This window comes from Tsuneonella dongtanensis (assembly GCF_001698205.1).
GTDB classification, from domain to species: Bacteria; Pseudomonadota; Alphaproteobacteria; order Sphingomonadales; family Sphingomonadaceae; genus Tsuneonella; species Tsuneonella dongtanensis.
Genome location: NZ_CP016591.1, coordinates 1,316,581 through 1,334,584 on the forward strand (window position 1 = coordinate 1,316,581; position 18,004 = coordinate 1,334,584).

The 18,004-nt window shown below is 65.7% G+C and carries 28 protein-coding genes; 27 read left to right on the forward strand and 1 reads right to left on the reverse strand.

Annotated features, from left to right (window positions below; all coding sequences use genetic code 11):
• Position 1: 1 nt before the first annotated feature.
• The 27 genes from rplB (at position 2) to A6F68_RS06445 (ending at position 17,385) form a co-directional block, all read left to right on the forward strand.
• Positions 2-838 carry a 50S ribosomal protein L2 gene (gene rplB / locus A6F68_RS06315; protein ID WP_067677484.1) on the forward strand — a complete coding sequence of 279 codons (837 nt, stop codon included), beginning with the start codon at positions 2-4 and terminating at the stop codon, positions 836-838.
• A 5-nt stretch (positions 839-843) separates the two neighbouring features.
• Positions 844-1,119: a 30S ribosomal protein S19 gene (rpsS, locus tag A6F68_RS06320; RefSeq protein WP_067677486.1), complete on the forward strand. Its 276-nt coding sequence runs from the start codon at positions 844-846 to the stop codon at positions 1,117-1,119.
• Positions 1,119-1,496 (forward strand): 50S ribosomal protein L22, encoded by a 378-nt coding sequence (gene rplV / locus A6F68_RS06325; RefSeq protein ID WP_067677488.1) that lies wholly within the window; start codon positions 1,119-1,121, stop codon positions 1,494-1,496. The genes rpsS and rplV overlap by 1 nt, the downstream gene beginning before the upstream one ends.
• Positions 1,497-1,499: 3 nt before the next feature.
• Positions 1,500-2,204, forward strand: a complete 705-nt coding sequence (gene rpsC, locus A6F68_RS06330) for a 30S ribosomal protein S3 (RefSeq protein ID WP_067677490.1) — start codon at positions 1,500-1,502, stop codon at positions 2,202-2,204.
• A 15-nt stretch (positions 2,205-2,219) separates the two neighbouring features.
• On the forward strand, positions 2,220-2,654 hold the full coding sequence (rplP, locus tag A6F68_RS06335) for a 50S ribosomal protein L16 (RefSeq protein WP_067677492.1): 435 nt from the start codon (positions 2,220-2,222) through the stop codon (positions 2,652-2,654).
• On the forward strand, positions 2,654-2,902 hold the full coding sequence (rpmC, locus tag A6F68_RS06340) for a 50S ribosomal protein L29 (protein WP_067677493.1): 249 nt from the start codon (positions 2,654-2,656) through the stop codon (positions 2,900-2,902). Before rplP ends, rpmC begins: the two co-directional genes overlap by 1 nt.
• 10 nt (positions 2,903-2,912) lie before the next feature.
• The gene (gene rpsQ / locus A6F68_RS06345; protein ID WP_067677494.1) at positions 2,913-3,203 is read left to right on the forward strand and encodes a 30S ribosomal protein S17; all 291 of its coding nucleotides are present in this window, start codon (positions 2,913-2,915) and stop codon (positions 3,201-3,203) included.
• Between the two features lie 58 nt (positions 3,204-3,261).
• Complete coding sequence (gene rplN, locus A6F68_RS06350; RefSeq protein ID WP_067677495.1) at positions 3,262-3,630, forward strand: 50S ribosomal protein L14; 369 nt, start codon at positions 3,262-3,264, stop codon at positions 3,628-3,630.
• Positions 3,630-3,953, forward strand: a complete 324-nt coding sequence (gene rplX, locus A6F68_RS06355) for a 50S ribosomal protein L24 (protein ID WP_067677497.1) — start codon at positions 3,630-3,632, stop codon at positions 3,951-3,953. Before rplN ends, rplX begins: the two co-directional genes overlap by 1 nt.
• Positions 3,946-4,536, forward strand: coding sequence for a 50S ribosomal protein L5 (rplE, locus tag A6F68_RS06360; protein ID WP_067677499.1), 591 nt, complete (start codon positions 3,946-3,948; stop codon positions 4,534-4,536). The genes rplX and rplE overlap by 8 nt, the downstream gene beginning before the upstream one ends.
• Before the next feature lie 29 nt (positions 4,537-4,565).
• Positions 4,566-4,871 carry a 30S ribosomal protein S14 gene (gene rpsN, locus A6F68_RS06365; RefSeq protein ID WP_067677501.1) on the forward strand — a complete coding sequence of 102 codons (306 nt, stop codon included), beginning with the start codon at positions 4,566-4,568 and terminating at the stop codon, positions 4,869-4,871.
• 11 nt (positions 4,872-4,882) lie between these two features.
• The gene (gene rpsH / locus A6F68_RS06370; RefSeq protein WP_067677503.1) at positions 4,883-5,278 is read left to right on the forward strand and encodes a 30S ribosomal protein S8; all 396 of its coding nucleotides are present in this window, start codon (positions 4,883-4,885) and stop codon (positions 5,276-5,278) included.
• On the forward strand, positions 5,278-5,811 hold the full coding sequence (rplF, locus tag A6F68_RS06375) for a 50S ribosomal protein L6 (protein ID WP_067677505.1): 534 nt from the start codon (positions 5,278-5,280) through the stop codon (positions 5,809-5,811). Before rpsH ends, rplF begins: the two co-directional genes overlap by 1 nt.
• A 1-nt stretch (position 5,812) precedes the next feature.
• Positions 5,813-6,157 (forward strand): 50S ribosomal protein L18, encoded by a 345-nt coding sequence (gene rplR, locus A6F68_RS06380; RefSeq protein ID WP_067677506.1) that lies wholly within the window; start codon positions 5,813-5,815, stop codon positions 6,155-6,157.
• A gap of 2 nt (positions 6,158-6,159) precedes the next feature.
• Positions 6,160-6,942, forward strand: a complete 783-nt coding sequence (gene rpsE, locus A6F68_RS06385) for a 30S ribosomal protein S5 (RefSeq protein WP_418369000.1) — start codon at positions 6,160-6,162, stop codon at positions 6,940-6,942.
• Positions 6,943-6,947: 5 nt separating this feature from the next.
• On the forward strand, positions 6,948-7,124 hold the full coding sequence (gene rpmD, locus A6F68_RS06390) for a 50S ribosomal protein L30 (protein WP_067677508.1): 177 nt from the start codon (positions 6,948-6,950) through the stop codon (positions 7,122-7,124).
• Positions 7,125-7,190: 66 nt separating this feature from the next.
• Positions 7,191-7,718: a 50S ribosomal protein L15 gene (gene rplO / locus A6F68_RS06395; protein WP_067677510.1), complete on the forward strand. Its 528-nt coding sequence runs from the start codon at positions 7,191-7,193 to the stop codon at positions 7,716-7,718.
• 116 nt (positions 7,719-7,834) lie between these two features.
• Positions 7,835-9,199, forward strand: coding sequence for a preprotein translocase subunit SecY (secY, locus tag A6F68_RS06400; RefSeq protein ID WP_067677512.1), 1,365 nt, complete (start codon positions 7,835-7,837; stop codon positions 9,197-9,199).
• A 27-nt stretch (positions 9,200-9,226) separates the two neighbouring features.
• On the forward strand, positions 9,227-9,874 hold the full coding sequence (locus A6F68_RS06405) for an adenylate kinase (RefSeq protein WP_067677514.1): 648 nt from the start codon (positions 9,227-9,229) through the stop codon (positions 9,872-9,874).
• Between the two features lie 56 nt (positions 9,875-9,930).
• Positions 9,931-10,647, forward strand: a complete 717-nt coding sequence (locus tag A6F68_RS06410; protein ID WP_067682182.1) for a hypothetical protein — start codon at positions 9,931-9,933, stop codon at positions 10,645-10,647.
• 299 nt (positions 10,648-10,946) lie between these two features.
• The gene (gene rpsM, locus A6F68_RS06415; protein ID WP_067677515.1) at positions 10,947-11,315 is read left to right on the forward strand and encodes a 30S ribosomal protein S13; all 369 of its coding nucleotides are present in this window, start codon (positions 10,947-10,949) and stop codon (positions 11,313-11,315) included.
• Between the two features lie 58 nt (positions 11,316-11,373).
• On the forward strand, positions 11,374-11,763 hold the full coding sequence (rpsK, locus tag A6F68_RS06420; protein WP_021689122.1) for a 30S ribosomal protein S11: 390 nt from the start codon (positions 11,374-11,376) through the stop codon (positions 11,761-11,763).
• A gap of 101 nt (positions 11,764-11,864) precedes the next feature.
• The gene (locus tag A6F68_RS06425; protein ID WP_067677517.1) at positions 11,865-12,917 is read left to right on the forward strand and encodes a DNA-directed RNA polymerase subunit alpha; all 1,053 of its coding nucleotides are present in this window, start codon (positions 11,865-11,867) and stop codon (positions 12,915-12,917) included.
• 87 nt (positions 12,918-13,004) lie between these two features.
• Positions 13,005-13,430: a 50S ribosomal protein L17 gene (gene rplQ / locus A6F68_RS06430; protein ID WP_067677519.1), complete on the forward strand. Its 426-nt coding sequence runs from the start codon at positions 13,005-13,007 to the stop codon at positions 13,428-13,430.
• Positions 13,431-13,573: 143 nt separating this feature from the next.
• Positions 13,574-15,790 carry a prolyl oligopeptidase family serine peptidase gene (locus A6F68_RS06435; RefSeq protein WP_067677520.1) on the forward strand — a complete coding sequence of 739 codons (2,217 nt, stop codon included), beginning with the start codon at positions 13,574-13,576 and terminating at the stop codon, positions 15,788-15,790.
• Between the two features lie 109 nt (positions 15,791-15,899).
• Entirely contained in the window at positions 15,900-16,502 is a 603-nt protein-coding gene (locus A6F68_RS06440) for a hypothetical protein (RefSeq protein ID WP_067677522.1), read from the forward strand.
• Positions 16,503-16,620: 118 nt separating this feature from the next.
• Positions 16,621-17,385: a hypothetical protein gene (locus tag A6F68_RS06445; RefSeq protein WP_067677524.1), complete on the forward strand. Its 765-nt coding sequence runs from the start codon at positions 16,621-16,623 to the stop codon at positions 17,383-17,385.
• Here the strand turns inward: A6F68_RS06445 and A6F68_RS06450 are convergent, their stop codons facing one another.
• Positions 17,386-18,003, reverse strand: coding sequence for a trimeric intracellular cation channel family protein (locus tag A6F68_RS06450; RefSeq protein WP_067677526.1), 618 nt, complete (start codon positions 18,001-18,003; stop codon positions 17,386-17,388).
• Position 18,004 lies beyond the last annotated feature (1 nt).

An 18,004-nucleotide genomic window follows, 5' to 3' on the forward strand; every position in this document is an offset into this window, starting at 1 on the left:
CATGGCACTCAAGAACTACAAGCCGACCAGCCCGGCCCGCCGCGGCCTGATCCTGGTCGACAAGTCCGCCCTCCACAAGGGCAAGCCGGTGAAGGCGCTGACCGAAGGCAAGCGCAAGACCGGTGGGCGCAACAACAAGGGCCACGTGACCAGCCGCGGCATCGCGGGCGGCCACAAGCAGAAGTACCGCTACATCGACTTCAAGCGTCGCAAGTGGGACATGCCGGCCACCGTCGAGCGGATGGAATACGACCCCAACCGCACCGCGTTCATCGCGCTGGTCAAGTACGAGGACGGCGAGCTCGCCTACATCCTCGCGCCGCAGCGTCTTGCCGTGGGCGACCAGGTCGTCGCGGGCGAGAAGACCGACACCAAGCCGGGCAACGCGATGCTGCTCGGCCAGATGCCGGTCGGCACGATCTGCCACAACGTGGAAATGAAGCCGGGCAAGGGCGGCCAGATCGCCCGTTCGGCCGGCACCTACGTCCAGATCGTCGGCCGTGACCGCGGCATGGTGATCGTGCGCCTCAACAGCGGCGAGCAGCGCTACCTGCGCGCCGACTGCATGGGCACGGTGGGCGCGGTGTCGAACCCCGACAACCAGAACCAGAACTTCGCCAAGGCCGGCCGCAACCGCTGGCTGGGCAAGCGTCCGCTGACCCGGGGCGTCGCGAAGAACCCGGTCGATCACCCGCACGGCGGCGGCGAAGGCCGCACCTCGGGCGGCCGCCACCCGGTCACCCCGTGGGGCAAGCCGACCAAGGGCGCCCGCACGCGTCACAACAAGGCGACGGACAAGATGATCATCCGTTCGCGTCACGCCAAGAAGAAGAGGTAATCGAGATGGCTCGTTCCGTCTGGAAAGGTCCGTTCGTCGACCTCCACCTGCTGAAGAAGGCCGAGGACGCGCAGGAGAAGAACGCGCGCGGTGCGATCAAGACCTGGTCGCGTCGTTCGACGATCCTGCCGCAGTTCGTGGGCCTGACCTTCAGCGTCTACAACGGCCAGAAGTTCATTCCGGTCTCCGTCAACGAAGACATGGTCGGCCACAAGCTCGGCGAGTTCGCGCCCACGCGCAACTTCCCCGGCCACGCCGCCGACAAGAAGGGCAAGCGCTGATGGGCAAGCAGAAAGCTCCCCGCCGCGTAGGCGACAACGAGGCGCTGGCCGTCGGCACCACGATCCGTGGTTCGGCGCAGAAGCTCAACCTCGTTGCCGGCCTGATCCGCGGCAAGAAGGCCGAAGAGGCGATGAACATCCTCGCCTTCTCGAAGAAGGCGATGGCGCGCGACGCATCCAAGGTGCTCGCGAGCGCGATCGCCAATGCCGAGAACAACCACAACCTCGATGTCGACGCCCTCGTCGTCGCCGAGGCGTCGGTCGGCAAGTCGGTCACCATGAAGCGCTTCCACACCCGTGGTCGCGGCAAATCGACCCGCATCCTCAAGCCGTTCAGCCGGCTGCGGATCGTGGTGCGCGAAAGCGAGGAGGCCTAAGTCATGGGTCACAAGAGCAACCCGATCGGCCTGCGCCTGCAGATCAACCGCACCTGGGACAGCCGCTGGTACGCCGAAGGGCGCGACTACGCCAAGCTGCTCAGCGAGGACATCGAGATCCGCAAGTACATCATCGAGAACCTGCCGCAGGCGGCGATCTCGAAGGTTGTCATCGAGCGTCCGGCCAAGCTGTGCCGCGTGTCGATCTATGCCGCCCGTCCGGGCGTCATCATCGGCAAGAAAGGCGCCGACATCGAGAAGCTTCGTTCGAAGCTCGCGACGATGACCGAAAGCGAAGTGAAGCTGAACATCGTCGAGATCCGCAAGCCGGAAATCGACGCCAAGCTCGTCGCCCAGGGCATCGCCGACCAGCTGGTCCGCCGCGTGGCGTTCCGCCGGGCGATGAAGCGCGCGATGCAGTCGGCCATGCGTCTGGGTGCCGAAGGCATCAAGGTGATGTGCGGCGGCCGTCTCGGCGGCGCCGAGATCGCCCGTGCCGAACAGTACCGCGAAGGCCGCGTTCCGCTGCACACGCTGCGTGCCAACGTCGACTACGCCGAGGCCGAGGCGCTGACCGCCTACGGCGTGATCGGCATCAAGGTGTGGATCTTCAAGGGCGAAATCCTCGGCCACGATCCGACCGCGCAGGACCGGCTGATGATGGAGGCCCAGACTTCGGGCGTCCGCCCCGCCGGCGACCGGCGCTAAGGGTGAGCTAGAACAATGCTGCAACCGAAAAAGACCAAGTTCCGCAAGGCCTTCAAGGGCCGGATCAAGGGCGACGCCAAGGGCGGTACCGACCTGAACTTCGGCTCGTACGGCCTCAAGGCGCTCGAGCCGGAGCGGGTCACCGCCCGCCAGATCGAGGCCGCGCGCCGCGCGATCACGCGCCACATCAAGCGTCAGGGACGCCTGTGGATCCGCGTGTTCCCGGACGTGCCGGTGTCGAAGAAGCCTGCCGAGGTCCGTCAGGGCAAGGGCAAGGGTTCGATCGAATACTGGGCCGCTCGCGTGAAGCCGGGCCGCATCCTGTTCGAGCTCGACGGCGTTCCCGGCCCGCTCGCGGCCGAGGCGTTCAGCCGCGCGGCGATGAAGCTGCCGATCAAGACCAAGGTCGTCGCCCGCCTGGGTGACACCTCGCACCTGGGAGCCGAGTAATGGCCAAAGCCCCCGCCAAGAAGGCCGCCAAGGCCGACGCCGGCAACCCGAAGGCTGCCGACATGCGCACCAAGACCGACGACCAGCTGTCCGATCAGCTCGTCGACCTGAAGCGCGAGGCGTTCAACCTGCGTTTCCAGGCCGCGACCAACCAGCTGGAGCGCCCCGCGCGCATCCGTGAGGTGCGCCGCGACATCGCGCGCATCAAGACGCTGCAGAACGAGCGTTCGCGCTCGGCGGCGAAGTAAGGAAACCGATATGCCCAAGCGTATCCTCATCGGAACCGTCGTCTCCGACAAGACCGACAAGACCGTGACCGTGCTGGTCGAGCGCAAGGTTAAGCACCCGCTCTACGGCAAGATCATCCGTCGCTCGAAGAAGTACCACGCCCACGACGAGGGCAACGAGTACAAGCCCGGCGACGTCGTGCGGATCGAAGAGACCCGCCCGATTTCGAAGACCAAGACCTGGGCCGTGAAGGACCGGGTGCAGGCTGGCGGCGTCCAGGCGGTGGAAGCCGACCTTGAAGTCGAAGCCGCAAGCAACTGATTAGACTGAGGAACTGCCGGACTGGTTCCGGCAAGCCGAACGAGAAGGAACCGGATCGATGATCCAGATGCAATCCAATCTCGACGTCGCGGACAACAGCGGCGCGAAGCGCGTCCAGTGCATCAAGGTGCTGGGCGGCTCGAAGCGTCGGACCGCGGGCGTCGGCGACGTGATCGTCGTCTCCGTCAAGGAGGCGCAGCCGCGCACCAAGGTGAAGAAGGGCGACGTCCACCGTGCGGTGATCGTGCGCACCAAGAAGGACGTGCGTCGTCCCGATGGCAGCGTGATCCGCTTCGACAGCAACGCCGCGGTGCTCGTGAACAAGAACGAGGAGCCGATCGGCACCCGTATCTTCGGCCCCGTCGTGCGCGAACTGCGCGGCCGCGGCTTCATGAAGATCATCAGCCTCGCGCCGGAGGTGCTGTAATGGCCGCCGCTAAGATCAAGAAGGGCGACAACGTCGTCGTGCTCTCGGGCAAGGACAAGGGCCGCACCGGCACCGTCCAGGCCGTGATGCCGAAGGACGCCAAGGTCGTCGTCGACGGGATCAACGTGATCGTCCGTCACCGCAAGCCCAGCCAGCAGAACCCGCAGGGTGGCATCGACCGCAAGCCGGCTCCGATGCACATCTCGAAGGTGGCGCTGGCCGATCCCAAGGACGGCAAGCCGACCCGCGTCCGGTTCGAAACGAACAAGGACGGCCGCAAGGTCCGTGTCGCCGTCAAGTCCGGGGAGACCATCGATGGCTGAGAAGAGCTACACCCCGCGCCTCAAGGCCAAGTACGAATCCGACATCGCCAAGGCGATGACGGAGAAGTTCGGCTACAAGAACGCGATGGAAGTGCCCAAGATCGAGAAGATCACGCTCAACATGGGCGTGGGCGAGGCGAGCCAGGACAAGAAGAAAGTCCAGACCGCCGCCGAGGAAATGGCGCTGATCGCCGGCCAGAAGCCGGTCATCACCAAGGCGAAGAAGTCGATCGCGCAGTTCAAGCTGCGTGAAGGCATGCCGATCGGTGCGAAGGTGACCCTTCGCCGCGAGCGCATGTACGAGTTCCTTGACCGCCTGGTGACCATCGCCATGCCCCGCATCCGCGACTTCCGCGGGCTGAACCCGAAGAGCTTCGACGGGCGCGGCAACTATGCGATGGGCCTGAAGGAACAGATCATCTTCCCGGAAATCTCGTACGATAAGATCGAGAAGGTCCGGGGTATGGACATCATCGTCACCACCACCGCGAAGACCGACGACGAAGCGCGCGAGCTGCTGCGCCTGTTCGGTTTCCCGTTCCCGCGCGAAGATGCTGCTGAAGAGCAGCAGGCCGCGGCGTGACCCAGATTTGAGGAAGAGAGCTTAAGTCCATGGCGAAACTGAGTTCCATCAACAAGAACGAGCGGCGCAAGAAGCTCGTGAAGAAGTACGCGGGCAAGTACGCCCGGCTGAAGGCCATTGCCGACGACGAGTCGAAGGACGATGGCGAGCGCCTGATCGCGCGCCTGAAGCTGGCCGAAATTCCGCGCAATGCGAACCCGACCCGGGTGCGCAACCGCTGCTCCACCACCGGCCGCCCGCGCGGCTACTACCGCAAGTTCGGCCTTTGCCGCGTCGAGCTCCGGGACCTTGGCAACAAGGGCATGATCCCGGGTCTCACGAAGTCGAGCTGGTGAGGATCTGACCGATGGCTATGACCGACCCCCTGGGTGATATGCTCACCCGCATCCGCAACGGCCAGCAGGCGAAGAAGGACAGCGTCCTTACGCCGGCGAGCAAGCTGCGTGCGAACGTCCTCGAAGTGCTCCAGCGCGAAGGCTACATCCGTGGCTACAGCGAAGACGCTACGGGCAAGCACCCCGCGCTGCGGATCGAACTGAAGTATTTCGAAGGCGAGCCTGCGATCAAGCACGTCGCTCGCGTCTCCAAGCCGGGCCGCCGCGTCTACTCGGGTTCCAAGGAACTCCCGGTGGTGCGCAACGGCCTCGGCATCACCATCGTCTCAACGCCGAAGGGCGTGCTTTCCGACGCGGAAGCCCGTTCGCAGAACGTCGGCGGCGAAGTGCTGGCGGAGGTGTTCTGATGAGCCGCATCGGCAAAGTTCCGGTCGCCGTGCCGGCCGGGGTGTCCGCGGACACCACGGATGGCATTCTCACGGTCAAGGGACCGAAGGGGTCGCTCACGCTGAACATGCGTGACGAGATCAGCTACACGGTCGAGGACGACCGCATCCTGGTCCGCCCGGCCAACGACACCAAGCAGGCGCGTGCCTTCTGGGGCATGCAGCGCACGCTCGTGTCGAACCTGGTCGAAGGCGTCACCGACGGCTTCACCAAGACGCTCGACATCAAGGGCGTCGGCTACCGTGCGCAGGCGCAGGGCAAGAAGCTCAAGCTGCAGCTCGGCTACTCGCACGACGTCGATCTCGACGTTCCCGAGGGGCTCGAGGTGAAGACGCCGGACCAGACCACCGTCGAGGTTTCGGGAATCGACAAGCAGGCCGTGGGCCAGTTCGCCGCCGAAATCCGCCGCTGGCGCAAGCCCGAGCCGTACAAGGGCAAGGGTATCGCCTATCGCGGCGAGTACATCTTCCGCAAGGAAGGGAAGAAGAAGTAAGATGGCCAAGCTTTCCCTCTTCGAGCGCCGCCGCCGCCGCGTGCGCACCGCGATCAAGTCGCGTGCCGGTAACCGGCCCCGCCTGTCGGTGCACCGCACCGGCAAGCACATCTACGCGCAGATCATCGACGATGCCGCCGGCAAGACCGTTGCCGCGGCAAGCACGCTGGGCGGCAAGTCCAGCGGTGCCAATGTCGATGCCGCCGCGCAGGTGGGCAAGGACATCGCCGCCGCCGCCAAGAAGGCCGGCGTCTCCACCGTCGTGTTCGATCGCGGCGGCTTCCTTTTCCACGGCCGCGTCAAGGCGCTGGCCGACGCCGCCCGCGAAGGCGGGCTGGAGTTCTGATGATGGCTGACGAAAACAAGAACGAAGCGACTGCCGAGACCGAGAACGCGGTCACCCTCGAGCAGCCGGCGATTGCCGACACTCCGTCGGAAGCCGCCGAGACGCAGAGCGCCGAAAGCGGCGATCCGACCCAGCCGCGTGGCCGTGGTGCCCGTGGCGGTGATCGCGGCGGAAACCGTGGCGGCAATCGCGAAGGCGGCCGTGGCCGTGGTCGCGGCGACCGCCGGGACAACCGGCGCGAGGAAGAAGACGACGGCATCATCGAGAAGCTCGTCCACATCAACCGCGTCTCGAAGACGGTGAAGGGCGGCAAGCGCTTCGGCTTCGCGGCGCTGGTCGTCGTGGGCGACGGTTCGGGCCGCGTCGGCTTCGGTCATGGCAAGGCGCGCGAAGTGCCGGAAGCCATCACCAAGGCGACCGCTTCGGCCAAGAAAAAGATGATCCGCGTCCCGCTCAAGGAAGGCCGCACGCTCCACCACGACGGCAAAGGCCGTTTCGGTGCGGGCAAGGTCAACGTCCGCAGCGCGCCTGCGGGTACCGGCATCATCGCCGGCGGCCCGATGCGTGCCGTGTTCGAGAGCCTGGGTGTGGCCGACGTCGTGACCAAGTCAGTCGGCACGTCGAACCCCTACAACATGATCCGCGCCACGTTCGCCGCGCTGCAGGACCAGACTTCGCCGAAGTCGGTCGCCCAGCGTCGCGGCAAGAAGGTCGCCGACCTTCTCGGTCGGGGCGGCGCGAGCGAGGCGGAGGCCGAAGCCGACGCCGCCGCGATCACGGAGTAAGCATTATGGCGAAGATCAAGCTCAAGCAGATCGGCAGTCCGATCCGCCGCCCGGAAAGCCAGAAGAAGATTCTGGTCGGCCTGGGCCTCGGCAAGATGCACCGCGTGGTGGAGGTCGAGGATTCGGCCGAAGTTCGCGGCGCGATCGCCAAGCTGCCCCACATGGTCGAGATCGTCGACTGACATACCGTCGCGCCCGGCATGGCCGGGCCGACATAGCGCGACAAAAGCGAAAGCGAGTGCACTGACATGAAACTGAACGACATCCGCGACAACGAAGGTGCCCGTCACCGCAAGATGCGGGTCGGCCGGGGCATCGGTTCGGGCAAGGGCAAGACCGCTGGCCGCGGCCAGAAGGGCCAGAAGGCACGCTCCGGCGTGGCCATCAAGGGCTTTGAGGGCGGCCAGATGCCGCTCCACATGCGCCTGCCGAAGCGCGGCTTCAACAACCCGAACGGCAAGGACTTCGCCGAAGTGAACCTGGGCATGGTCCAGAAGTTCATCGACGCCAAGAAGCTCGACGCCAAGGGCACGATCGACCACGACGCGCTCAAGGCCGCGGGCCTTGCGCGTGGCGGCAAGGACGGCGTCCGTCTGCTCGGCAAGGGCGAGCTGACCGCCAAGGTCACTTTCAAGGTTGCCGGCGCGTCGAAGGGCGCGATCGAAGCGGTCGAAAAGGCCGGGGGTAAGGTCGAGATCATCGAGGCCGGCAAGCCGGAAGCCGAGAAGAAGGCCGAGCGCGCCGCCGCCAACAAGGCGAAGAAGGCCGCGAAGTAACGAAAAGTGTGGGCGCGGGGTTCGACATCGGACCTCGCGCTCCCTATCTAGCCTCCCATCGCCGGGAGGGGCCCCCAAGACCTCTGGCGCCAGACTAGGATATTCGGGTACTCCCAATGGCATCACGCGCCGACAACATCGCGAGCTCACTCAGCCTCGCGAACTTCTCCAAGGCCACCGAGCTCAAGAACCGCATCTGGTTCACGATCGGTGCGCTGATCGTCTTCCGGTTCCTGAGCTTCGTGCCGCTGCCGGGCGTCAACCCGCTGATCCTGGAGTCGCTCTACGAGCAGACCCGCGGCGGCATCCTCGACCTGTTCAACACCTTTTCGGGCGGCAGCCTGGAGCGCATGAGCCTCATCGCGCTCGGCGTGATGCCCTACATCACCGCCTCGATCGTCATCCAGCTCGCCGCTTCGCTCCACCCGGCGCTCGCCGCGCTGAAGAAGGAAGGCGCGACCGGGCGGCAGAAGCTCAATCAGTACACCCGCTACGGCACGGTGTTCCTCTGCGCGATCCAGGGCTGGTTCCTGGCCTCTGGCCTCGAAGCCTACGGCGCTTCCAGCGGCCTGCAGGCGGTGGTGATCCCCGGCCTGACGTTTCGCATCACCGCGGTCATCAGCCTCGTCGGCGGTACCATGTTCCTCCTCTGGCTCGGTGAGCAGATCACCAGTCGCGGGATTGGCAACGGTGTGTCGCTGATCATCATGGCGGGCATCGTCGCCCAGTTCCCGAGCTTTGGCGCGAACCTCTTCGAAGGCGCGCGCTCGGGCTCGATCAGCGGCTTCGTGATCGTCGGCCTGATCGTGATGATCGTCGGCCTCGTGCTGTTCATCTGCTTCATGGAGCGTGCGCAGCGCCGCCTGCTGATCCAGTACCCCAAGCGCGCGAGCGCCAAGGGCATGATGCAGGCCGACCGCAGCCACCTTCCGCTGAAGCTGAACACCGCCGGCGTCATCCCGCCGATCTTCGCGAGTTCGCTGCTCCTCCTGCCGCTGACCATCAGTCAGTTCGCCGGACAGTCGATCGACACGGAGAGCACCGCTGGCGGGATCATCACCTCGATGAACTTCTACCTGCAGCACGGGCAGCCGCTGTACCTGGCGCTCTACGCCGCGGGCATCATCTTCTTCTGCTTCTTCTACACCGCGGTCGTGTTCAACCCGGAAGAGACGGCGGAGAACCTGAAGAAGAACGGCGGGTTCATTCCCGGCATCCGGCCCGGCAAGCGGACGCAGGACTATCTCGATTATGTCCTCACCCGTATCACGGTGATCGGCGCGATCTACCTGACGCTGGTCTGCGTGATCCCGGAGTACATGTTCAGCCAGACCGGCGTCGCGATGGTAATGGGCGGCACAAGCCTGCTCATCGTCGTCAACGTCACGGTCGACACGATTAGCCAGATCCAGTCGCACTTGCTGGCCCACCAGTACGGCGATCTCATCAAGAAGGCGAAGCTGAAAGGCCGCCTGCGCTAACCTGACCAGACCTCGGGGGACTCAGCCGTGAACATTATCCTGTTGGGACCGCCGGGGGCGGGCAAGGGCACCCAGGCGCAGCGCCTCGTCGAGCACCACGGCATGCGCCAGCTCTCGACCGGCGACATGCTGCGCGCCGCGGTCAAGGCGGGCACCCCCGTCGGGCTCGAGGCCAAGGCGGTGATGGAACGCGGCGAGCTGGTGTCCGACGAGATCGTCTCCAGGCTGATTGACGCCGAACTGACCGCGATGGGCGACGGTGTCGGCGCGATCTTCGACGGCTATCCGCGGACCGAGGCGCAGGCGCATTCGCTCGATGCGATTCTCGCTCAGCACGGCCGCACCCTCGACTACGTCATCGAGCTTGACGTGAACGAGGATGCGCTGGTCGAGCGCATCACCGGCCGCTTTACCTGCGCCAACTGCGGTGAGGGTTACCACGACGTATTCAAGCAGCCTGCTGTCGAGGCGACCTGCGACAAGTGCGGTGCCCACGAGTTCAAGCGCCGACCCGACGACAACGAGGACACCGTGCGCACGCGCATGGCCGAATACCGCGCCAAGACCGCACCGATCCTCCCGGTCTACGAAGCACGAGGCATCGTTCGCCGCGTCGAGGGCATGGCCGATATCTGCGAGGTGACCGACGCGATCGAGGCAATCCTCGCATCGTAACCCCTTTTCCCGTCGCGTCGTGCGTGGGATAGGGCGCGGCGATGGGAGATTCTTCGATGTCGAAAACCGCATTGAGTGCGATGCTCGCGCTCAGCCTGGCGGCCCCTGCCGCAGCCGAGGTCGTCGAGACTTCCGACGATCACTTCGTCACCCGCGACACGGCTGTCGTGAAGGCTGCACCGAATGCGGCCTGGCTCGCGCTCATCTCGCCGGGTGACTGGTGGGACGACGCGCACACCTGGTCGGGCAAGGCCGCCAACATGATGCTGACCCCGCAGGGCGGCGGATGCTTCTGCGAGCGCATTCCGGAAAAGGACAGCACGGCCGCGGTTGGGCTGGCGGGCAGTGCGCAGCACATGAGCGTGGTCATGGCGGAGCCGATGAAGGTCCTGCGCATGCGCGGTGGGCTCGGCCCGCTTCAATCCGAACCGGTGGACGGTGTGCTGACGATCACGATGCAGCCCGACAAGGCCAGTGGGGGTACCAAGATCGTCTGGGAATACATCGTTGCAGGCCACATGCGATTTCCGGTTGCGACGATCTCCAAGGCAGTCGACGGGGTGATGAGCCAGCAGCTGGGGCATCTTGCCGGGAAGCTCGGCCGGGTCGATGCTCCGGCACCGAAGGCCGCTCCCAAGCCTCCGGCGAAGCAGGAAGCCACGCCTTCGGACAAGCCTTCCGAAAAGCCATCCGGCAAAGTCGCACCCGCGGACAACGAAGATGTCGGCGCGGCGCTCGATGCGATGGACAGGAAGACCGACAAGCCCAAGTGACGCCACCGGCGCGAGTGGGCTTTGACGCATTGGCTGTTAGGGTGTAATACCCCTGCGACGAACGAGTGGCGGGGCCCCTGCGGCGCTCGCGCTCCTTTTCGTGCGCTCGGGCATTGACGCCCGGGGCGAATCGTCTTAAGCGCGCCCACATTCGACACAGCGGGACGAGTCCGGCAGGCGGCAGCCTCAGCGCGCGCCATCCGGGCTTTTTGCCGTCAGGGCCTTCGCCCGCGTCGGATGCAAGCGATGAGATAGGGACCGGCAACTGCCAATCGTCCCTGTGGAGCATGGAGAATTAAGTGGCTCGTATTGCCGGGGTAAACCTCCCCACCAACAAGCGCGTTATCATCGCGCTCACCTACATCCACGGTATCGGCCGCACCACGGCCGTCAAGATCGCCGACAAGCTGGGCATCGATCACACCCGCCGCGTGCAGGACCTGACCGACGCCGAAGTGCTGCAGATCCGCGAGACGATCGACGCCGAGCACCAGGTCGAGGGCGACCTGCGCCGCGAGACCGCGATCAACATCAAGCGCCTGATGGACCTCGCCAGCTATCGCGGCCTGCGCCACCGCAAGGGCCTTCCGGTCCGCGGCCAGCGCACTCACACCAACGCCCGCACCCGCAAGGGCAAGGCCAAGCCGATCGCCGGCAAGAAGAAGTAAGCCGCGCCTTCCGTCAGGCAGCAGCTTTCTCTCTTGGATCTAGGACAGGAATTCCCACATGGCACGTGAACCCCAGCGCATTCGCCGGCGTGAACGCAAGAACATCACCAGCGGCGTGGCGCACGTCAACGCCAGCTTCAACAACACCATGATCACCATCACCGACGCACAGGGCAACGCGATCTCGTGGTCGTCCGCCGGCATGATGGGCTTCAAGGGCAGCCGCAAGTCGACTCCCTATGCCGCCCAGGTCGCCGCCGACGATGCCGGCAAGAAGGCCGCCGAGCACGGCGTCCGTACGCTCGAGGTCGAGGTCAAGGGCCCCGGCTCGGGCCGCGAGAGCGCGCTGCGCGCCCTCCAGGCGGTCGGCTTCACGATCACTTCGATCCGTGACGTCACTCCGATCCCGCATAACGGGGTCCGGCCGTCGAAGCGCCGCCGCGTCTGATTGCCTGCCCGGCGGCAGGGCCCGGCCCCGCCGCCGACCTTCCAGGGATCGGACGCCCCACGGCGCCGATCCCAAACGCATTTGAACCCCAGGGGATATCCATGGCCGTCAACACCAAGAACTGGCAGGAACTCAAGAAGCCCAACACCCTCGAGGTCAAGGACGCCGCGAAGGGCCGCAAGGCCACCTTCGTCGCCGAGCCGCTCGAGCGTGGCTACGGCCTGACGCTGGGCAACGCGCTGCGCCGCGTGCTGCTGTCGAGCCTTCAGGGTGCCGCCATCACCTCGATCAAGATCGAGAACGTGCTGCACGAATTCTCCTCGCTCGCCGGCGTGCGCGAGGACGTGACCGACATCGTCCTCAACGTGAAGCAGATCGCGCTGAAGATGGAAGGCGAGGGGCCCAAGCGCCTCCAGCTCGCCGCTACCGGTCCGGGCGAGGTCAAGGCCGGCGACATCGCCGTGTCGGGCGACATCGAGGTCATGAACAAGGACCTCGTGATCTGCCACCTCGACGAGGGCGCGAACCTCAACATGGAACTGACCGCCGACACCGGCAAGGGCTACGTCCCCGCAGTCGGCAACCGTCCGGTCGATGCGCCGATCGGCCTGATCCCGGTCGACTCGCTGTACTCGCCGGTGCGCCAGGTCAGCTACAAGGTCGAGAACGCCCGCGTCGGTCAGGAACTCGACTTCGACAAGCTCTCGCTCACCGTCGAGACCGACGGCACCGTCACCCCTGAAGACGCCGTGGCCTATGCCGCGCGCATCCTCCAGGACCAGCTCGCGCTGTTCGTCCACTTCGAAGACGGCGTGCCGGTGGCCTCGAGCCCGATGATCGGCATGGCCGCCCCGACGGAAGAGAGCGACGCCAACCAGCTCAACCGTTACCTTCTCAAGAAGGTCGACGAGCTCGAGCTGTCGGTGCGTTCGGCGAACTGCCTCAAGAACGACAACATCATCTACATCGGCGACTTGGTCCAGAAGACCGAGGCCGAGATGCTCCGCACGCCGAACTTCGGCCGCAAGTCGCTCAACGAGATCAAGGAAGTCCTGAGCTCGATGGGCCTGCGCCTCGGCATGGACATCCCCGGCTGGCCGCCGGAGAACATCGAGGAAATGGCCAAGAAGCTCGAGCAGGAACTGCTGGGCTGATAGCCGCACGGGGCATGGGCCGGACCCCTTTTTCCGGCCTGCTCTGGGTTACCTGACACGGACCCTTATCGAACGGAGTACTGAACAATGAAGCACGGCATCAAGGGCCGCAAGCTGCAGCGCAAGAGCGGCCACCGCGCCGCGCTGCTGCGCAACCTGGCGGCGGCGCTCGTCAAGCACGAGCAGATCCTCACCACCACGCCCAAGGCGAAGGAACTGCGTCCTTACGTCGAGAAGCTGGTCACGCTCGCCAAGCGCGGCGGCCTTTCGAACCGTCGCCTCGCGGTCAGCCGCCTTGGAGACGACACGCAGGTCAAGAAGCTGTTCGACGTGCTCGCCGAGCGCTACGCCGATCGTGAGGGCGGCTACACCCGCATCATCAAGGCCGGCATCCGCCAGAGCGACGCCGCGCCGATCGCGATCATCGAATTCGTCGACCGTGACGTCGATGCCAAGGGCCAGGATTCGGGCCCGGTGATGAACGCCGAAGAGGACGAGTTCGAGGAAGCCTGAGGCTTCGCTCGACACGAGACAAACGAAGGGCCGGGGGGAAACCTCCGGCCCTTTTTGCTTGGCGCACGCCCTTCGTCGAGTCCGGGTTGAACGCGCACCGCCGTCGGATACATTCGCGGCTGTTTCTCACTCGTGGAGAGAGCATGACTGCCCGCTCGTCCGTGCTGCTCGGAATCGCTTCCCTGCTGGCCCTGACCGCACCGGCAAGCCCAGCCATGTCCAAGGATGACGCCTTGCCGGAACCCAGGCCAGTGTACCCCGTCAGCGAACGGGTCGATATCGTGGAGACCCTTTTCGGAGAGCGGATTGCCGATCCCTTCCGCTGGCTCGAAGCGGACGTGCGATCCGATCCCAGGGTCGCCAAATGGGTGGCGGCGCAGAATGCGGTCTCGCGGGGCTATCTCGGGAGTCTTCCGGGGCGCGACTGGTTCAGCGCGCGCATCGCCGAACTCATGAATTACGAGCGGTTCGGTATTCCGCGCAAGTTCGGCAATCGCTATTTCTACACCCGCAACACGGGCCTCCAGAACCAGAGCCCGCTCTATGTGCAGGATGGTCTCGACGGCAAGCGCCGCCTGTTGCTCGACCCCAACGCCTGGTCACGGGACGCCGCGACTGCGCTTTCCGAGTGGCAACCGTCGCCCGACGGCTCGAAGCTTCTCTACATGGTGCAGGATGGCGGAACTGACTGGCGCATCATCCGGGCCCTCGAAGTCGCAACCGGCGAGCCGCTTGCGGACGAGGTGCGCTGGGCCAAGTTCACCGCGCTGTCGTGGGTGGGCGAGGAGGGCTTCCTCTATTCGCGCTTTCCCGAGCCTGAAAAGGACAGGGACTTCCAGGCGCTGAATTACGACCACGCGGTCTATTTCCACCGGATCGGCACGCCGCAAAGCGAGGATGAGCAGGTCTTCTCGACCCCGGATTTCCGCGAGCGCGGGTATAATGCCAGCGTTTCGGACGACGGGCGCTGGGCTTTCATCACGTCGTCGACCGGGACTGACGCGCGCAACGAATTGCAGGTGATCGACCTGTCACTACGCGCCAGAACGGGCTGGCATTCGCGGCCGCTGGTCAGTGGGTTCGACCACGACTGGCGCGTGATCGATACCGTCGGATCGACTCTCTATCTCAAGACCAACAAGGACGCCCCGACCTACCGGATCGTGAAAGTCGACCTCGAAGCGAAGACTCCGAAGTTCGAAACGGTCGTGCCGGCGCGATCCGAGCCCATCGATGGCGCGTCCATCGTCGGGGATCGCCTGATCGTCAGCTTCCTCAAGGATGCTGCGAGCCGGGCCGAAGTCTTCACCCTGGACGGAAAGCCGGGTCGCATCATCGAGCTGAACGGGCTGGGCAGCGCGACGGGCTTCGGCGGCAAACCCGGCGACCCCGAGACGTTCTACAACTACGCGAGCTTCAACCAACCGGGCGGCATATACCGGCTCGACCTGGAAACCGGGAAAAGCACACCTTTCGCGACGCCCGATATCGCCTTCGATCCGGCGGATTACGCAGTGGACCAGGTCTTCTATCCCTCGAAGGACGGAACGCGGATCCCGATGTTCCTCGTCAAGCGCAAGGACGTGACCGGCCCGGCGCCGACGTTGCTTTACGGATACGGTGGTTTCGACAACGCGCTGACGCCGACGTTCTCCTCCGTGCGAATGGCCTGGGTCGATGCCGGCGGGGTCTTCGCACTCGCGAACATTCGTGGCGGCGGCGAATACGGCAAGGCGTGGCACGATGCCGGACGGCTGCACAAGAAGCAGAACGTGTTCGACGATTTCGCCGCCGCCGGTGAATGGCTCAAGGCCAACGGCGTGACCAGCGAGCGCGGGCTCGCGATCCAGGGCGGCTCGAACGGCGGATTGCTGGTGGGCGCTGTGGTCAACCAGCGCCCGGACCTCATCGACGCGGCGCACGCGGCGGTGGGGGTCATGGACATGCTGCGTTTCGACCGGTGGACCGCGGGCCGCTATTGGGTCGACGATTACGGCTATCCTTCGAAAGAGGCCGACTTCAGGGTCCTGCGATCCTATTCCCCGTACCACAACATTCGCGCCGGGGCCGACTATCCGGCCGTCCTTGTCACTACGGCGGATACCGACGACCGGGTGGTTCCGGGGCACAGCTTCAAGTATGCGGCCGCGCTCCAGGCTGCGGAGGCCGGGGACAAGCCCCACCTTATCCGGATCGAGACGCGCGCCGGCCACGGCGGGGGGAAACCGACCGACAAGGCCATCGCCGAAGGGGCCGACGTTCTCGCCTTTCTGGCGCGATGGACGGGCTTGGATGTAGGTGGTGGGGCCAGCCAAGGCGACCCATCGATACCGACCGCGGTTAAGGAATCAGCGGAATAACCTGAACGCCAGCTAACACAGCAATTCAGGCTCGCCTCAACCCGAATCGGGCACACATGGTGGCACGAAGCGGGATAGTTCCTTTTCCGCGGCTAGACTGAGGTGAGCCATGAAGACCGTTTCCACAGCCTTCGCCAAGGGCACTGTTGCCACCGTCGCGGCTGGCGCGATGGCTCTGGCATCCGCCACTCCCGCAATGGCGCGCGATCGCAACGACGACGGCATCGACGCGGGCGACATCATCGCCGGTGCGCTGGTGATCGGCGGCATCGCAGCCGTCGCGAGCTCGATCGGCAAGGACCGCTATCGCGGCACTTACGGTGAGCCCTACTACGGGGACACCCGTTACGGTGACCGGTACGGCGATCGCTACGGCTACGACTATCGTCGGAACGGCAACTCGCGCCAGGCCGTCGAGCAGTGCGTCAGCGCCGCCCAGCGCGATCTTTCGCGCCGTGGTTATCGCGGCGTCCGGGTGACCGACATTCGTGACATCGACCGCAAGCGCGACGGATACCGCGTGAAGGGCACCCTGATCGTCAACGAGCGCGGCAGCGGCTGGGGCCGGGACTACAACTACCGCTATGGCGGTCGGGACTACGACCGGGCCAACTTCAGCTGCGAAGTCCGCTACGGCCGGATCGCGGATCTCGATTACAGCGGCCTCAAGAACCAGAGCCGCTACAGCAATCGCTACGGCTACGGCTGGTAAGACGCGACCCTTCTGAAAACACGGGCGGTTCAGGCTGTTGCAAGCCTGGACCGCCTAGTCGTTCGCGTCATCTTGCGGTATCCTGCCGCATTGCTCGTCTTGAGGGGTCTTGCGGGTCATGGGTCTCAATCTCCGTTTCACTTCCGCCGCGGCGCTTGCCGCTTGTGCATCGATGGCCGCAGCGCCGCTCGCCGCGGCCGAGCTGCCGCAGGTCGCCGCACCGTCTGCCGTCGAGACGCCGGGCGTGTTCGACGCCGATGCGGTCGACGCGCAGAACCATCGTTACTGGTATCGCCGCAACCGGGTCGACGCGGGTGACGTGATCGGCGCGGTTGTCGTGCTGGGAACGATCGCCGCGGTCGCCAGCGCGGCGAGCAAGGCCAGCCAGCGCGATCGCGACTATCGCGACCGCGATTATCGCTACCGGGATCGGGATTACGGATACGATCGCGACTACCGCAGCCGTCCGTCGAACTCGCGCTGGGACGACAGCCGCGGTCTCGACCGCGCGGTCGACATGTGCGCGCGCGAAGTCGAACGCAGCGCGCGGATCGATACGGTCGAAGGCGCGAACCGCACTGGCAACGGCTGGGATGTGACGGGACGCACGCGGACCGGCGACACCTTCCGCTGCACGATCGGAAACGACGGGCGGATCGACAATGTCGATTTCGGCCGCGGTGGCAACTATCGGGGCAGCGATGCGGTCGGTAGCGCGCCGGCGGTCGAGGATCGCCAGTGGGACGACGACCGGTACACCGCCGCGCGGGCCGCGCAGGAGGGCACGCCTGCCTATCCCGGCGGGCCACTGCCGGGCGATCCCGAGCCGACGGGCGACGACGGACGCTATCAAACCGCGCAGGCTCCCGACTTCGCGGGCTGATCAGTCCTGTGCTTCGCGATAGGCTGGGAGCGCGAGCTTCCAGCGGATCGCCGCGCCCCTGACCCCGAACCCCGCGACCCAGGCGAGCGCCCAGGTCGCGGCATCGGGCATTCCGCCCAGCGAACCGGCCACCGTCAGCACCGCCGCGAGGGCGGCTGCGGTCACGTAGATCTCGGGCCGCATGATGATCGAGGGGACCCCCGCGATAACGTCGCGCGCCACTCCGCCTGCGCAGCCGGTCACTACGCCGAGCACTGCCGCGGGGACGGGCGCGACGCCATAGGCCAGCGCCTTCGCCGTCCCCAGTACCGCGAAGGCAGCCAGCCCCGCAGCGTCGGCCCATTCGAGCAACTCGTTCTCCCACCACGTCCGCGGCGTGAACCACGCGACGAGCGCGGTGCCGAAGATCACCGGGGCGACCCACGGATCGTGCAGCCAGAACGCGGGCGCGCCGAGCAGCATGTCGCGCAAGGATCCGCCGCCTACCCCGGTTACCAACGCGAAGAACGCCATCGTGACGAAGGTCTGCCTGAGCCGCGCGGCGAGCAGCGCGCCCGTAAGCGCGAACACCGCAGTTCCGGCGAGATCAAGCAGGGGCGGCAGGACGGGCGGGTTCATG

Excerpts from the sequence above, each read along its gene's own strand:
- rplB (WP_067677484.1), top strand. The coding sequence starts at position 2 with ATGGCACTCAAGAACTACAAGCCGACCAGCCCGGCCCGCCGCGGCCTG.
- rpsS (WP_067677486.1), top strand. The coding sequence starts at position 844 with ATGGCTCGTTCCGTCTGGAAAGGTCCGTTCGTCGACCTCCACCTGCTG.
- rplV (WP_067677488.1), top strand. The coding sequence starts at position 1,119 with ATGGGCAAGCAGAAAGCTCCCCGCCGCGTAGGCGACAACGAGGCGCTG.
- rpsC (WP_067677490.1), top strand. The coding sequence starts at position 1,500 with ATGGGTCACAAGAGCAACCCGATCGGCCTGCGCCTGCAGATCAACCGC.
- rplP (WP_067677492.1), top strand. The coding sequence starts at position 2,220 with ATGCTGCAACCGAAAAAGACCAAGTTCCGCAAGGCCTTCAAGGGCCGG.
- rpmC (WP_067677493.1), top strand. The coding sequence starts at position 2,654 with ATGGCCAAAGCCCCCGCCAAGAAGGCCGCCAAGGCCGACGCCGGCAAC.
- rpsQ (WP_067677494.1), top strand. The coding sequence starts at position 2,913 with ATGCCCAAGCGTATCCTCATCGGAACCGTCGTCTCCGACAAGACCGAC.
- rplN (WP_067677495.1), top strand. The coding sequence starts at position 3,262 with ATGATCCAGATGCAATCCAATCTCGACGTCGCGGACAACAGCGGCGCG.
- rplX (WP_067677497.1), top strand. The coding sequence starts at position 3,630 with ATGGCCGCCGCTAAGATCAAGAAGGGCGACAACGTCGTCGTGCTCTCG.
- rplE (WP_067677499.1), top strand. The coding sequence starts at position 3,946 with ATGGCTGAGAAGAGCTACACCCCGCGCCTCAAGGCCAAGTACGAATCC.
- rpsN (WP_067677501.1), top strand. The coding sequence starts at position 4,566 with ATGGCGAAACTGAGTTCCATCAACAAGAACGAGCGGCGCAAGAAGCTC.
- rpsH (WP_067677503.1), top strand. The coding sequence starts at position 4,883 with ATGGCTATGACCGACCCCCTGGGTGATATGCTCACCCGCATCCGCAAC.
- rplF (WP_067677505.1), top strand. The coding sequence starts at position 5,278 with ATGAGCCGCATCGGCAAAGTTCCGGTCGCCGTGCCGGCCGGGGTGTCC.
- rplR (WP_067677506.1), top strand. The coding sequence starts at position 5,813 with ATGGCCAAGCTTTCCCTCTTCGAGCGCCGCCGCCGCCGCGTGCGCACC.
- rpsE (WP_418369000.1), top strand. The coding sequence starts at position 6,160 with ATGGCTGACGAAAACAAGAACGAAGCGACTGCCGAGACCGAGAACGCG.
- rpmD (WP_067677508.1), top strand. The coding sequence starts at position 6,948 with ATGGCGAAGATCAAGCTCAAGCAGATCGGCAGTCCGATCCGCCGCCCG.
- rplO (WP_067677510.1), top strand. The coding sequence starts at position 7,191 with ATGAAACTGAACGACATCCGCGACAACGAAGGTGCCCGTCACCGCAAG.
- secY (WP_067677512.1), top strand. The coding sequence starts at position 7,835 with ATGGCATCACGCGCCGACAACATCGCGAGCTCACTCAGCCTCGCGAAC.
- A6F68_RS06410 (WP_067682182.1), top strand. The coding sequence starts at position 9,931 with ATGTCGAAAACCGCATTGAGTGCGATGCTCGCGCTCAGCCTGGCGGCC.
- rpsK (WP_021689122.1), top strand. The coding sequence starts at position 11,374 with ATGGCACGTGAACCCCAGCGCATTCGCCGGCGTGAACGCAAGAACATC.
- A6F68_RS06425 (WP_067677517.1), top strand. The coding sequence starts at position 11,865 with ATGGCCGTCAACACCAAGAACTGGCAGGAACTCAAGAAGCCCAACACC.
- rplQ (WP_067677519.1), top strand. The coding sequence starts at position 13,005 with ATGAAGCACGGCATCAAGGGCCGCAAGCTGCAGCGCAAGAGCGGCCAC.
- A6F68_RS06435 (WP_067677520.1), top strand. The coding sequence starts at position 13,574 with ATGACTGCCCGCTCGTCCGTGCTGCTCGGAATCGCTTCCCTGCTGGCC.
- A6F68_RS06440 (WP_067677522.1), top strand. The coding sequence starts at position 15,900 with ATGAAGACCGTTTCCACAGCCTTCGCCAAGGGCACTGTTGCCACCGTC.
- A6F68_RS06445 (WP_067677524.1), top strand. The coding sequence starts at position 16,621 with ATGGGTCTCAATCTCCGTTTCACTTCCGCCGCGGCGCTTGCCGCTTGT.
- A6F68_RS06450 (WP_067677526.1), bottom strand. The coding sequence starts at position 18,003 with ATGAACCCGCCCGTCCTGCCGCCCCTGCTTGATCTCGCCGGAACTGCG.